The following is an 11,231-nucleotide window of genomic DNA, read 5'->3' as shown; positions in this document are numbered from 1 at the left end:
ATCGCGGCCACCGTGGCGGCCGGGACGCTCGGTGCGAGCGGCGCGCGCGGGGCGGCTGCGCCCGATGCGGCGCCGGCCGCGGCACTGCGCATGCCTGCCTTGGGATCGAGGACGAACTGGACTTCGATCGGCGTGTTCCAGAATTCGCGGGCCAGATCGGAGATCCGTCCCGAAAACTGGCTCTTGACCCAGTCCAGCTTGAAGCGGTTCGGCGCGGCGATGGACAGCGTGTTCGCCGACGCATCGAAGGCCACCGGGGCCAAGGGTTTGATCCACGTCACGTACTGCTGGGGCGTCAGCTCGCGCTCCAGCAGTGCGGAACAGTGTTGCCAGAAATCGTTCATCAAGTAACTGTCGTTTTTTGCGTGCACAGCGCGGCTCGCCGGCGCCCTTGTCGCGGTTGCGCAACAAGGCCCGAAGCGGTCGTGCGAGCGTGCCTCGGACGCCTGCGTCACAGTGCTGGAGGGGCAGGCGCGGGCCGAGGCGGCGTGCGGGATTCTTGGAGATAAGGCGAGATTCTACCGCCAAACGCGACCACAGCGCGAGTTATCCACAGGCCGGGATGGTGGGTCGCGGGGCCGGATCGGCGCGGGCCGGCACAGGCGAGCGACTCCTAAAGTATTGACCGTCAAGAGAAAAACGGTTTAAATAGCGGGTTCCGCGAAAACCAATCCTGTATTCCCGGCGATTGCGTTCGCCCGAATGCCTCCGGTTAAGGGCACGCGGTCCCCTGAATTTCGACATTCTCGAACAAGTGAGAACATCATGAAACGTACTTACCAACCGTCCGTGACGCGCCGCAAGCGCACCCATGGCTTCCGTGTCCGCATGAAGACGGCAGGTGGCCGCAAGGTCATCAACGCTCGCCGCGCGAAGGGCCGCAAGCGCCTCGCCATCTAAGGCAGGTTGCGCGCTGTGTCCGCCGTCCGCAGTCCTGCGGAAGGTGCCGTCGAGCCGGGTGCGAATCCGTCGCAGACGAAAGCCGCCTTCCCGAAAGCTGCGCGACTTCTGAAAACGGATGAATTTTCATCCGTTTTTCGTTTGCGCCCCTGGCGGCGCTCCGCGCACTTCGTGATTTACGGCAAGCCGACCGGTCAGCCCGCGCGTCTGGGGCTCGTCGTCGGCAAGAAGTATGCGCCGCGTGCGGTAACACGTAACCTCGTGAAGCGGCTGGCGCGCGATGCGTTTCGCTTGCGCCGGGCCGAGTTCGCCGGTTACGACCTGCTGCTGCGGCAGCACACGCGCTTCGACAAGAAAGCGCTGCCGAGCGCGGCTTCCGCCCCGCTCGCGGCGATGTGCGCGGCCGAGATCCGCGAGCTGCTCGACAGGGCAGTCCGGGAAATCGCCCGCCGTGCGTCGAAGCCCGCGTCCGAGTGACGCATCCGTGCCCGGTGCGGCGTTCGCGCCTGCCCGGCCGGTTTTGACGCGGCGTCGTACGGCGCCGCCCAAGGTATGGAAACGGTATTGATCGCCTTGCTGCGCTTCTACAAGGTTGCCGTGAGCCCGATGCTCGGCAACCGTTGCCGTTTTTATCCTTCCTGTTCGGATTACGCGCGCGAGGCAATCCAGTATCATGGCGCCGCGCGCGGCACGTATCTCGCCGTCAGGCGCGTGTGCCGATGCCATCCGTTTTCCGCGGGCGGCATCGACCTCGTCCCGCCGCCCAACTCCGACACTCGCGCTCGCGGCGAAGCCGACGCGCGGTCCCATCGACTCTGAGACAACGCATGGATATCAAACGCACCGTCCTATGGGTGATCTTCTTCATGTCAGCTGTCATGCTGTACGACAACTGGCAGCGGTCCCATGGACGCCCGTCGATGTTCTTCCCGAGCGCCACGCAGACGGCCCCCGCGGCCGCTGCCGGCGGTGCATCGGGCACGGGCGCGACGACGACCGCAGGTGAAGTGCCTGCCGCAGCAGCAGGCGCCGCCCCGTCGACCACTGCTCCGGCCGCGCAGGCGCAGCTCGTGAAGTTCTCGACCGACGTCTATGACGGCGAAATCGACACGCGCGGCGGCACGCTCGCGAAGCTGACGCTGAAGAAGCAGGGCGACGGCAAGCAGCCCGACCTGTACATCACGCTGTTCGACCACACGGCCGGCCATACGTATCTCGCGCGCTCGGGCCTGCTCGGCGGCGATTTCCCGAACCACAACGACGTCTACACGCAGCTGAACCCCGGCTCGACGTCGCTGACGGGCGACCAGAACGCGCTGAAGCTGTCGTTCGAATCGCCGGTGAAGGGCGGCGTGAAGGTCGTGAAGACCTACACGTTCACGCGCGGCAGCTACGTGATCGGCGTCGACACCAGGATCGACAACGTCGGCACGGCACCTGTCACGCCGACGGTCTACATGGAACTGGTGCGCGACAACACGGCCGTCGAAACGCCGATGTTCTCGCATACGTTCCTCGGGCCGGCGGTCTACACGGACGCGAAGCACTTCCAGAAGATCAACTTCAGCGACCTCGACAAGAACAAGGCCGACTACGTGACCTCCGCCGACAACGGCTGGGTCGCGATGGTGCAGCACTACTTCGCGTCGGCCTGGATTCCGCAGCAGGGCGTGAAGCGCGACATCTACGCTGAAAAGATCGATCCGACGCTGTACCGCGTCGGCGTGAAGCAGCCGGTCGCCGCGATCGCGCCGGGCCAGTCGGCCGACGTGCAGGCACGCCTGTTCGCCGGTCCGGAAGAGGAGCGCATGCTCGAAGGCATCGCGCCGGGCCTGGAACTCGTGAAGGACTACGGCTGGGTGACGATCATCGCGAAGCCGCTGTTCTGGCTGCTCGAGAAGATCCACGGCTACATCGGCAACTGGGGCTGGTCGATCGTGCTGCTCACGATCCTGATCAAGGCGGTGTTCTTCCCGCTGTCGGCTGCGAGCTACAAGTCGATGGCGCGCATGAAGGAAATCACGCCGCGCATGCAGGCGCTGCGCGAACGCTTCAAGAGCGATCCGCAGAAGATGAACGCCGCGCTGATGGAGCTGTACAAGACCGAGAAGGTCAATCCGTTCGGCGGCTGTCTGCCGGTCGTGATCCAGATCCCGGTGTTCATCTCGCTGTACTGGGTGCTGCTCGCCTCGGTCGAAATGCGCGGCGCGCCGTGGGTTCTGTGGATTCACGACCTGTCGCAGCGCGATCCGTTCTTCATCCTGCCGGTGCTGATGGCCGTGTCGATGTACGTGCAGACGAGCCTGAACCCGACTCCGCCGGACCCGGTCCAGGCGAAGATGATGAAGTTCATGCCGATCGCGTTCTCGGTGATGTTCTTCTTCTTCCCGGCCGGCCTCGTGCTGTACTACGTCGTGAACAACGTGCTGTCGATCGCGCAGCAGTACTACATCACGCGCAAGCTCGGCGGGGCCAAGAAGAAACCGGCCTGACGCCCGTTGCATACGCGGGCGGCGAGCCGCCCGCGATGCATACAAAAAAGCCGCATGGTTCGCGCCATGCGGCTTTTTGCTTTTGCGGTGCCGGTGCGGGTTCAGCCTTTCTTCGATTCGCCCGAGTCGCCGTAGAACTGCTCGACCAGTTCCTGCACGAGGTAGCGATGATGCGGCGACAGCGCTTCGATCTTCGACGCGAGTTCGATCGTCTCGGGCGTCGGCGGATAGCGCTCGTCGCGCGGCAGCGGTTGCGGCGTCGGATGTTCGATCACGCTCGGCGACGGGCCGTAATGCAACCAGTGGAGTTCGACGCGCAGCCATTCGGCGAGCGTGGCGAGTTTGTCCGACGTCGGAATCGTGCGACCCGTCAGCCACTTATGCGCGGTTTGCGGCGAAACGGGTTGCGCTCCGCGGTGGCGCAGATTGAATCGGTTCGCCAGTTCGGTCGCACCGGTGATCTTCTCCGGGCTGCGCCGCAGGGCGAATTTCAGGCGTTCCGAGAACGCGGCTTTTTCTTCGGATGTCGGCATGGGGGAGATTGTGCAATTCCACCACCACGTTTCAGACAACCATTCAGGCTAAACGTATCTCGTTCAGACGAATCCCGATCTCGATCGGAGTGGGAGGAAAAATTGAGGGCCACAGTGTTGGGCCGCTCCAGCAGGCATACTCGTCCGAAACCGTCGTTGTGACATGGCGCCGGACTGATACTTGGCTTATCCCCGGCGGGATAAATTCGGGCGCGTCCGAATCCAGCGTGGCGACCGATGGCGTGTGAGCCGGCACGCTACAATGCCGGCGTTCCGATGCCCGAACTGTTGCGCGGGCGCACCATATTCACTGATCACCCGATTCAACCGATTCCCATGCTCGCTACCGATTCCGATCCGATCGTCGCCATTGCCACTGCTGCCGGCCGGGGTGGCATCGGGGTCGTCCGTGTATCGTTCGGGCGCGGTGGCGAGGCGGCCGCATTGCCGCTGATCGACGCGTTGTGCGGGCAGAAGCTCGCGCCGCGCCATGCGAGTTACGTGCCCTTCCTCGACGAGCACGGCGCGCCGCTCGACCGCGGGATCGCGCTGTATTTCCCGGCGCCGCATTCGTACACCGGCGAGCCCGTGCTCGAGCTGCAGGGGCACGGCGGGCCGATCGTGATGCAGCTGCTGCTGCAGCGCTGCCTGGATGCTGGGCGCGGTTTCGGGCTGCGGCTCGCGGAGCCCGGCGAATTCACGCGACGCGCGTTTCTGAACGACAAGCTCGATCTCGCGCAGGCCGAGGCCGTCGCCGACCTGATCGAGGCGAGCACCGAAGCGGCCGCGCGTTCGGCCGGGCGCTCGCTCGACGGCGCGTTCTCGCGGCAGATCCATGCGCTCGTCGACGACGTGATCACGCTGCGGATGCTGGTCGAGGCGACGCTAGATTTTCCGGAAGAGGAGATCGATTTCCTGGAGGCGGCCGACGCGCGCGGCAAGCTCGCGAAGATTCGCGCGCAGCTCGCGCACGTGCTGGGTGATGCGCGGCAAGGCGCGCTGCTGCGCGAAGGATTGTCGGTCGTGCTCGCGGGGCAGCCGAACGTCGGCAAGTCGTCGCTGCTGAACGCGCTGGCCGGCGCGGAGCTGGCGATCGTTACGCCGATCGCGGGCACGACGCGCGACAAGGTCGCGCAGACGATCCAGGTCGAAGGGATTCCGCTGCACATCATCGATACGGCCGGGTTGCGCGAGACGGAGGACGAGGTCGAGCGGATCGGCATCGCACGCACGTGGAGCGAGATCGAGCGGGCGGACGTCGTGCTGCATCTGCTGGATTCGCGCACCGGGATGACGGCGGATGACGAGACGATTGCCGCGCGGTTTCCGGGCGGCGTGCCGGTGGTACGCGTGCTGAACAAGACGGACCTGACCGGCGTGGCGGCGTGTGTCGAGCATCCGGCGGCGGAGGGCGACCTGACCGAGGTGCATCTGTCGGCGAAGCGCGGCGACGGGATCGACATGCTGCGCGCGGAGCTGCTGCGGATCGCCGGGTGGCAGGCCGGGGCGGAGGGCGTGTATCTCGCGCGGGAGCGGCATCTGATCGCGCTGCGGGCCGCGCAGGAGCATCTCGCGCAGGCGGCGGATCATGCGGAGCAACGCGCTCAGTCGCTCGATCTGTTTGCCGAGGAACTGCGGCTCGCGCAGGAGCAACTCAATTCGATTACCGGGGAGTTCACTTCGGATGATCTGCTGGGGGTGATTTTCAGCAGGTTTTGCATCGGGAAGTGATGCCCGCGGATTCGACGTTCGAAAGCGCTTTACGGCTCGTCATTCGCTGTTGATCGGCCATCCCGATCACGATCGATCCCCCGTGCACGTCACGCGGCCTGCCGTAAAATCGGCCGGCCGGGACATTTCGACACAACGACCCCCGGTCCAAAAAACAAAGAGAGGGCACGCATGGGATTCGGATTCGGAAAACGCGGCGAATCAACCGGCAACTCGACGACCGACATGGCGAAAAGCCAACGGTCGCGAGCGAACGACAACTTCACCACGGAGCTCGAGCTGCGTCGGGCATTTGCGGTATTTGAATGCTGTGCATCGCACGGCACATACGTCGACCTCAACGATGTGGATACCGGCTGGCGCCATTTGCGGGAAGAAGGCCGGGTGTCATCCGATCTGGAAGCCGCATGGAAAGAGCTGGACGGCATCCTGCTGACCTACGCCAATGCCGGGGTGCTTGCCGAACCGGACAAGGCGCGCGCCCGAAACCTGACGGATGACATTGAGGCACAACTCGATGCCGTACAGGGCAAGGTGGACGGCATGGTCGATGCCGTTGTCGCAATCAACGTTGCGCGGCTCAAATACCCTTCGAAGAGCTGGATCGTCGATGGCATATTCGCGGCCATGTTCGGCGTGATAGGCGGTGCGATCCTGGGTACCCTGGCCGGCAAGTTTGCCGACCATACGCCGGCCGTCGGGAACGTCGTCTTCGTTCTCGTGATAATCGGTTCGGTACTCGTGGCGCGTTATCGCCATCGGCGGAAAATCGTCGCGGCCGACGAGAAAATTGCGCAGGCGCAAGCCGAACTCGACCGCATGGTCATTCGAAACCTGTCGCCTTCCGCGTATCCGCCGCCGATGACGGCTACGGGCACGACCTGAGTTCGCGTTTCGGATACGGCGACGCCAGTCGCAAACCTCTGCCGAAGTTGAATCCCGTCGCGCTGCTGGTGTTTGCCGCGCGTCACACCGAGTGCTCCGATGCCTGACCATTCGATCGAACGTCACGCCATTCTTCGCGCCGTCTTTGCCGACGATGCGCCATCTCCCGACCTGACGCCGCGTCATGTCGCGCTGATGAGGCGGCTTCAGGTCATGTGGCTTCCGATCGAATCCGGTGCGCCGGGCATTGTTCCCGAGCCGCCACTGACGGGAAACGGCACGACGATCGATCTCGCCAAGGCGATCCTCGAAACGGGCGACGACGTGCTGGCCATTCGCACGCTGGCAGAACTCGGCCACGTCGTGCCCGAATTCGTCACGGTCGCGGGCACGTTGTCACCGGCGCAATACGTGATCCCGGCGGAACTGCGCGAGGCGTTCGATTTTCCGGAAAGCGGTGTTGACGCATCGGGGCGTTTCGAATTTCGCGCCGAGCATCTCTCGATACTGCAAGGGACCGTCTGGAGAACGCTCGACGATTACTCGATCGATGCGGTGCTGAAGCGCGATGACTTCTGGCCGCTGTCCTACATCGACGGCAAGCGGCCCTATGGGGAGTGCACGTACTTCCAGATCGACATGGCCGAACTGCTGGGGGAGCCTTATCGGTTCGATGCCGAACGCAATCTGATCGAAGACGCGGAGAAGGATGCGCGCCTCGAGCGTCTTCACTACGAAACGCTCGCTGCGCTACAGGTATTTCTGATGCATGCCGAACTGACTGCGCCGGCTTGATGGCGCGAAGGCCCGGATCGAAGCAGCCGGACCGTCATCCACGTCAATCCCAATGCCGGTGATGGTAATACCCGCCACCACCGTAATACCCACCACCGTCAGGCACCACGATACAGCCGCTCAACAGCACGGCGACGCCGGCAATCAGCAAAAGGGTCTTCTTCATAGGGTTCACCTGCTCGGGTTCAATATGAAACCCAGCATAGCGAGCGCCCGCAACACCGGCTGTAAGCGATCGTTTCCCTGCTCCGCAATCCGTAACGGTGGATTATTCCGGTCACAATGACCGTAACAAATCCCCAAACAGCAGACGTTTTCAGGCAGTGACGACCCTGTTTCGCCCCGTATCCTTCGCACGATACAGCGCGGCATCGGCGGCTTCGATCAACGCGTCGGGTGTGGAGAGATCGTCGGCCGCCACGGTCGCGCAGCCGACGCTCACGCTCACGCGTCCGGCGGGTGATGTCGGCATCGCGAGATCGAGCCGCAATACCGCCTCGCGCGCTTCCTCGGCGACGACCCGCGCGCCGCGCGCGCCCGTGTTCGGCAGCACGATCGCGAACTCCTCGCCGCCGTAACGCGCGACCATGTCCGCGGGCCGCCTCACCGCGCCGGCCAACGCATTCGCGACGGCAATCAGGCACGCGTCGCCCTTCACGTGACCGAACGCGTCGTTGTACGCCTTGAAGTGGTCGACGTCGACCATCAGCAGCGACAGCGGTTCGCCTTGCCGTCGCGACTGCAGGAACAGCGTGTGGAAGTGATCGTTGAAGTGCATGCGATTGAACGCGCCCGTCAGGCCGTCGCGCGCGGACGAACGGATCAGCGTCGCGTGTGCCTCGAACAGCCGCTGGTAGAGCATCGTCACTTCCCATGCGAGCACGCATACGAGCACGCCCGGCGTGAACATGCTGAACACGCGCGCGAGATACCAGCCGACCGTGAAGCGATTGGTGCTCATCAGGTTCAGCGTGGTGTCGGTGACGCACGCAAGCACCGCGATCGCGAGCCACAGGTCGAGGGTCGTGCGCAGCCGGCCGGTGGCCAGCACGGCAACGAGCGCCAGCGCATTGAGCAGCCACACGACCAGCGCGACGGCGTTGACGGGCAGCACGGACGCGTCGCCCGGCGGATGAAACGCGGGCGGCAGCGACACGTTCAGCGCGAACAGGCTCAGCAATCCCGCGACGGCAGCCGGTCCGCCGACCAGTGCGAGCGTCCACCACCGTGTCTGCCGCACGCCGACCGGTGCGCGCGCCAGCCGCGCGCGCGCGAGCAGCGCGACCATCACGAAACTCGGGAAGCCGGCATGCCAGAAGATCCACATCCACGCGGCGCTTTGCGGCTGCGCACCGAATAGCCCGTGCGGCGCGAATACGCCGGGAAAGGTGAGCAGCTGCAGCGCGACGGCGAGCGCGGTGAACGCGTAGGCGCCGCCGAGTGCGCCGAGCACCGGCTGGCGGGTCACGGTGAACTGCGCGCCGAGAAAGAACGCCGCGATGCTCGCGGTGGTGAACACGGTGAGCGCGCACATCGGCATGAACGGCTCGACGGCCGGCAGCGCGACGTTCGCGTGCGGCGCGGCGATCCCGAGCGCGAGCACGATGACGAGCGCCGTCAGTGCGCCGAACCAGAGCTGACGGCGTGTCGTGTGCTGGATCAGGATGCCTTCCATGGAGTTCCCCGGGGCACGTACGCGGAAACGCCCGGTCTTGCGCCGGGCGACAGCCAGCCGGCCGCTGCGCGACCGGTGCGGCCTGATCCTATCGCGTTATGGTTGCGCGCTCAAACCCCGAGGCCGGGACCGAAGTTGCCGGCAACCCAGTGCGTGACGGCGTCGACGTCCGCGTAGTCCTGTTCGGGCAGCCCGTCGAGCATCGACAGCACTTCGTTGCTGGCGCCCGCGTCGCGCGCGGCATCGACGATCGCATCCTTGTTGGCCGGGTAGCGGACGGCCGCCAGCACGTCGGCGATCTGCAGGTCGATCGTTTCGTTGGGAATGTCGTGCGGAGGCTGGGCGGGCTGGTCGTTCACGGCGGCGTCTCGCGGAGTGAGCGGGTTGAGCGGGAATCGGATCGAAGCGGAATTCGGGCGTGTAATCGGATGCGTACCGGGGTGCGTCATGCGTTCACCCGCCAGGGCGGCCAGGCCGGCGCGCCCCGCGGACCAACGCCAGTCGACTCAATGCCCGCGTCGCACGCGGCGCCACGGATGCTTCCAGTCGATGTGCGGTGCGTTTTCGTCACGCGGATGCTGGCGCCGATGTTCCTGCCACAGTTCGTCGGAAAACAGCGCCGCGACGATCACGAGCGGCAGCACGAGGAAAATTCCGAGTATCACTTGCTCGAACACGATAGCCTCCTTGCGGTGGCAGGAACCCTTGCTCCCATTCTAGGCTCTGAACTTCGCCCGCGTTCAACTTCTTACAGTGCGAAACAGGTCCGGAAGTGGCCTTGCCGCACATGCGCCGGCATCAAACAGGACATGAACATGCAACTCCAGAACGATACCAACACGCTCGCGCTGCGGCCGCTGGAGCGCCAGGACCTGCGCTTCGTCCACGAACTGAACAACGACGCAAAGATCATGCGCTACTGGTTCGAGGAGCCGTACGAAACCTTCTCGGAACTGTCACAACTGTACGACCGCCACGTGCACGACCAGCGCGAGCGCCGTTTCGTCGCGGTCGACGCGCAGGGCGAACTGGTCGGCCTCGTCGAACTGATCGAGCTCGACTACATCCATCGCCGCGGCGAGTTCCAGATCATCATCGCGCCGCAATGCCAGGGGCGTGGTTACGCGGGCCAGGCGACGCGCCTCGCGATCGAGTACGCGTTCAAGGTGCTGAACATGCGCAAGCTGTACCTGATCGTCGATACGTCGAATGCGGCGGCGATTCACGTGTACGAAAAATGCGGATTCCAGCACGAGGCCGAGTTGAAGGAAGAATTTTTCGGAAACGGCGCGTATCACAACGCTTATCGCATGTGCATCTTTCAACGCGATTATTTCGACCGCCAGCAATCCAGTCCGAACAAGGCAGGGTAAACGCGCTGGCGAAAGGCGCTTGCAGCGGGGTTTTCGCGGGCGCCGAATACATTCGGGGAACTACGGATAAATACGGATTCGCTTATGCCTGGCATTTTTCTTGTATCAGGTATTTGCGATTCCGCACTGCGGTAAAGTCGATTCGTTTTCGAATGACTTTATGTGCGGCGCATCAAAATGATCCGGATGACGAAATGGATTATCCAAACCGTTCAATTGCTGCAATGTAACTTGGATGAAAGCCCTGTCGGATAACGCTTTCCGCCCGGCGTGACGGGCCTGTCCGCCGCGCAACGGGGGTTGCCCGCCGCGCGTGCCGCGCAAAAAACAGGCTGCGCACGGGGTGCGACAATCCGCCGCTATTGCGGTCGCACAACAAATGTGCTTGCTATCGCTTGCCGGTCTTCTAAAGTGAAAAACGCGGTTCACGATCACCTTTAAACACATAGCTAACCCAAGCCTGGTGTCCGCAAGCCTGGAGACAGAACATGATGAAGCGTACCGGTATCCTTTTTGCCCTCGTCGGCGCATTTTGCGCGGTGTCGATTGCCCAGGCGGGCGGCGATTCGGCCGTCAAGCCGGCGCAGGAAATCCAGTTGACGAAGAATGCATGGGGCTGCCTGTCGAAAGACAATCTGGACTCCGTACTGAGTCACGAACGTGACGGCAAGTCGCAGGCGAAGCAGCAATACTTCGACGACTACCGCTGCCTGTCGGTACCGGAAGGCCAGCGTTTCCGCGTCGTGTCGGTCGACCAGGGCGACGTGCAGTTCGTCAGCGCCGACAACAGCGACCAGCAGGGTCTCTGGACCGATTCGCGCTTCGTCAAGCAGTAACCGCCAGTAAC

The 11,231-nt window shown here is 63.9% G+C and carries 15 protein-coding genes; 9 read left to right on the top strand and 6 right to left on the bottom strand.

The window, feature by feature from the left end:
- The coding region (locus tag L810_RS08650; protein WP_042973811.1) for a DnaA N-terminal domain-containing protein at nucleotides 1-344 on the bottom strand (344 nt) is incomplete at its 3' end.
- A gap of 421 nt (nucleotides 345-765) precedes the next feature.
- Here L810_RS08650 and rpmH point away from each other — a divergent pair.
- From rpmH to yidC, 4 genes are all read left to right on the top strand, one after another.
- The gene (rpmH, locus tag L810_RS08645) at nucleotides 766-900 is read left to right on the top strand and encodes a 50S ribosomal protein L34 (protein ID WP_004198824.1); all 135 of its coding nucleotides are present in this window, start codon (nucleotides 766-768) and stop codon (nucleotides 898-900) included.
- A 15-nt stretch (nucleotides 901-915) separates the two neighbouring features.
- On the top strand, nucleotides 916-1,377 hold the full coding sequence (gene rnpA / locus L810_RS08640) for a ribonuclease P protein component (RefSeq protein ID WP_021157986.1): 462 nt from the start codon (nucleotides 916-918) through the stop codon (nucleotides 1,375-1,377).
- A gap of 75 nt (nucleotides 1,378-1,452) precedes the next feature.
- Nucleotides 1,453-1,719 carry a membrane protein insertion efficiency factor YidD gene (yidD, locus tag L810_RS08635; RefSeq protein WP_006750110.1) on the top strand — a complete coding sequence of 89 codons (267 nt, stop codon included), beginning with the start codon at nucleotides 1,453-1,455 and terminating at the stop codon, nucleotides 1,717-1,719.
- Between the two features lie 8 nt (nucleotides 1,720-1,727).
- Nucleotides 1,728-3,392 (top strand): membrane protein insertase YidC, encoded by a 1,665-nt coding sequence (gene yidC / locus L810_RS08630; protein ID WP_021157985.1) that lies wholly within the window; start codon nucleotides 1,728-1,730, stop codon nucleotides 3,390-3,392.
- 101 nt (nucleotides 3,393-3,493) lie between these two features.
- Here yidC and L810_RS08625 read toward each other — a convergent pair whose 3' ends face one another.
- Complete coding sequence (locus L810_RS08625) at nucleotides 3,494-3,925, bottom strand: helix-turn-helix domain-containing protein (protein WP_021157984.1); 432 nt, start codon at nucleotides 3,923-3,925, stop codon at nucleotides 3,494-3,496.
- 336 nt (nucleotides 3,926-4,261) lie between these two features.
- On the opposite strand from L810_RS08625, the gene mnmE reads away from it, so the two are divergent.
- The 3 genes from mnmE to L810_RS08610 all read left to right on the top strand — a co-directional run bounded on the left by mnmE (nucleotide 4,262) and on the right by L810_RS08610 (nucleotide 7,336).
- The gene (gene mnmE, locus L810_RS08620; RefSeq protein WP_042973816.1) at nucleotides 4,262-5,656 is read left to right on the top strand and encodes a tRNA uridine-5-carboxymethylaminomethyl(34) synthesis GTPase MnmE; all 1,395 of its coding nucleotides are present in this window, start codon (nucleotides 4,262-4,264) and stop codon (nucleotides 5,654-5,656) included.
- 171 nt (nucleotides 5,657-5,827) lie between these two features.
- Complete coding sequence (locus L810_RS08615; protein WP_021157982.1) at nucleotides 5,828-6,541, top strand: hypothetical protein; 714 nt, start codon at nucleotides 5,828-5,830, stop codon at nucleotides 6,539-6,541.
- Between the two features lie 72 nt (nucleotides 6,542-6,613).
- Nucleotides 6,614-7,336: a hypothetical protein gene (locus L810_RS08610; protein ID WP_257008812.1), complete on the top strand. Its 723-nt coding sequence runs from the start codon at nucleotides 6,614-6,616 to the stop codon at nucleotides 7,334-7,336.
- 43 nt (nucleotides 7,337-7,379) lie between these two features.
- Here the strand turns inward: L810_RS08610 and L810_RS48950 are convergent, their stop codons facing one another.
- From L810_RS48950 to L810_RS48375, 4 genes are all read right to left on the bottom strand, one after another.
- A complete protein-coding gene (locus L810_RS48950) occupies nucleotides 7,380-7,502 on the bottom strand; it encodes a hypothetical protein (RefSeq protein ID WP_021157980.1) in 123 nt (40 codons plus the stop codon).
- 150 nt (nucleotides 7,503-7,652) lie between these two features.
- Nucleotides 7,653-9,011 carry a GGDEF domain-containing protein gene (locus tag L810_RS08605; RefSeq protein ID WP_021157979.1) on the bottom strand — a complete coding sequence of 453 codons (1,359 nt, stop codon included), beginning with the start codon at nucleotides 9,009-9,011 and terminating at the stop codon, nucleotides 7,653-7,655.
- A gap of 110 nt (nucleotides 9,012-9,121) precedes the next feature.
- On the bottom strand, nucleotides 9,122-9,370 hold the full coding sequence (locus L810_RS08600; RefSeq protein WP_027788809.1) for a DUF2795 domain-containing protein: 249 nt from the start codon (nucleotides 9,368-9,370) through the stop codon (nucleotides 9,122-9,124).
- Between the two features lie 147 nt (nucleotides 9,371-9,517).
- A complete protein-coding gene (locus L810_RS48375; RefSeq protein ID WP_039364617.1) occupies nucleotides 9,518-9,688 on the bottom strand; it encodes a hypothetical protein in 171 nt (56 codons plus the stop codon).
- 138 nt (nucleotides 9,689-9,826) lie between these two features.
- Here L810_RS48375 and speG point away from each other — a divergent pair, with 138 nt between their 5' ends.
- Both speG and sap1 read left to right on the top strand, forming a co-directional pair.
- Nucleotides 9,827-10,384 carry a spermidine N1-acetyltransferase gene (gene speG / locus L810_RS08590; RefSeq protein WP_042973815.1) on the top strand — a complete coding sequence of 186 codons (558 nt, stop codon included), beginning with the start codon at nucleotides 9,827-9,829 and terminating at the stop codon, nucleotides 10,382-10,384.
- 488 nt (nucleotides 10,385-10,872) lie between these two features.
- Nucleotides 10,873-11,220, top strand: coding sequence for a surface attachment protein Sap1 (gene sap1, locus L810_RS08585; protein WP_021157977.1), 348 nt, complete (start codon nucleotides 10,873-10,875; stop codon nucleotides 11,218-11,220).
- The last annotated feature ends 11 nt before the right edge of the window (nucleotides 11,221-11,231 follow it).

The organism is Burkholderia sp. AU4i (assembly GCF_000466765.1).
Classification (GTDB): Bacteria; Pseudomonadota; Gammaproteobacteria; order Burkholderiales; family Burkholderiaceae; genus Burkholderia; species Burkholderia cepacia.
Note: the sequence above shows the minus strand (reverse complement) of the source record. Positions and strands in the feature narration are given on the sequence as shown.

What these genes read in the sequence shown, in the direction of transcription:
- mnmE (WP_042973816.1), top strand. Translation starts at nt 4,262, where the DNA reads ATGCTCGCTACCGATTCCGATCCGATCGTCGCCATTGCCACTGCTGCC.
- yidC (WP_021157985.1), top strand. Translation starts at nt 1,728, where the DNA reads ATGGATATCAAACGCACCGTCCTATGGGTGATCTTCTTCATGTCAGCT.
- speG (WP_042973815.1), top strand. Translation starts at nt 9,827, where the DNA reads ATGCAACTCCAGAACGATACCAACACGCTCGCGCTGCGGCCGCTGGAG.
- yidD (WP_006750110.1), top strand. Translation starts at nt 1,453, where the DNA reads ATGGAAACGGTATTGATCGCCTTGCTGCGCTTCTACAAGGTTGCCGTG.
- L810_RS08615 (WP_021157982.1), top strand. Translation starts at nt 5,828, where the DNA reads ATGGGATTCGGATTCGGAAAACGCGGCGAATCAACCGGCAACTCGACG.
- L810_RS48950 (WP_021157980.1), bottom strand. Translation starts at nt 7,502, where the DNA reads ATGAAGAAGACCCTTTTGCTGATTGCCGGCGTCGCCGTGCTGTTGAGC.
- rpmH (WP_004198824.1), top strand. Translation starts at nt 766, where the DNA reads ATGAAACGTACTTACCAACCGTCCGTGACGCGCCGCAAGCGCACCCAT.
- L810_RS08605 (WP_021157979.1), bottom strand. Translation starts at nt 9,011, where the DNA reads ATGGAAGGCATCCTGATCCAGCACACGACACGCCGTCAGCTCTGGTTC.
- L810_RS08625 (WP_021157984.1), bottom strand. Translation starts at nt 3,925, where the DNA reads ATGCCGACATCCGAAGAAAAAGCCGCGTTCTCGGAACGCCTGAAATTC.
- sap1 (WP_021157977.1), top strand. Translation starts at nt 10,873, where the DNA reads ATGATGAAGCGTACCGGTATCCTTTTTGCCCTCGTCGGCGCATTTTGC.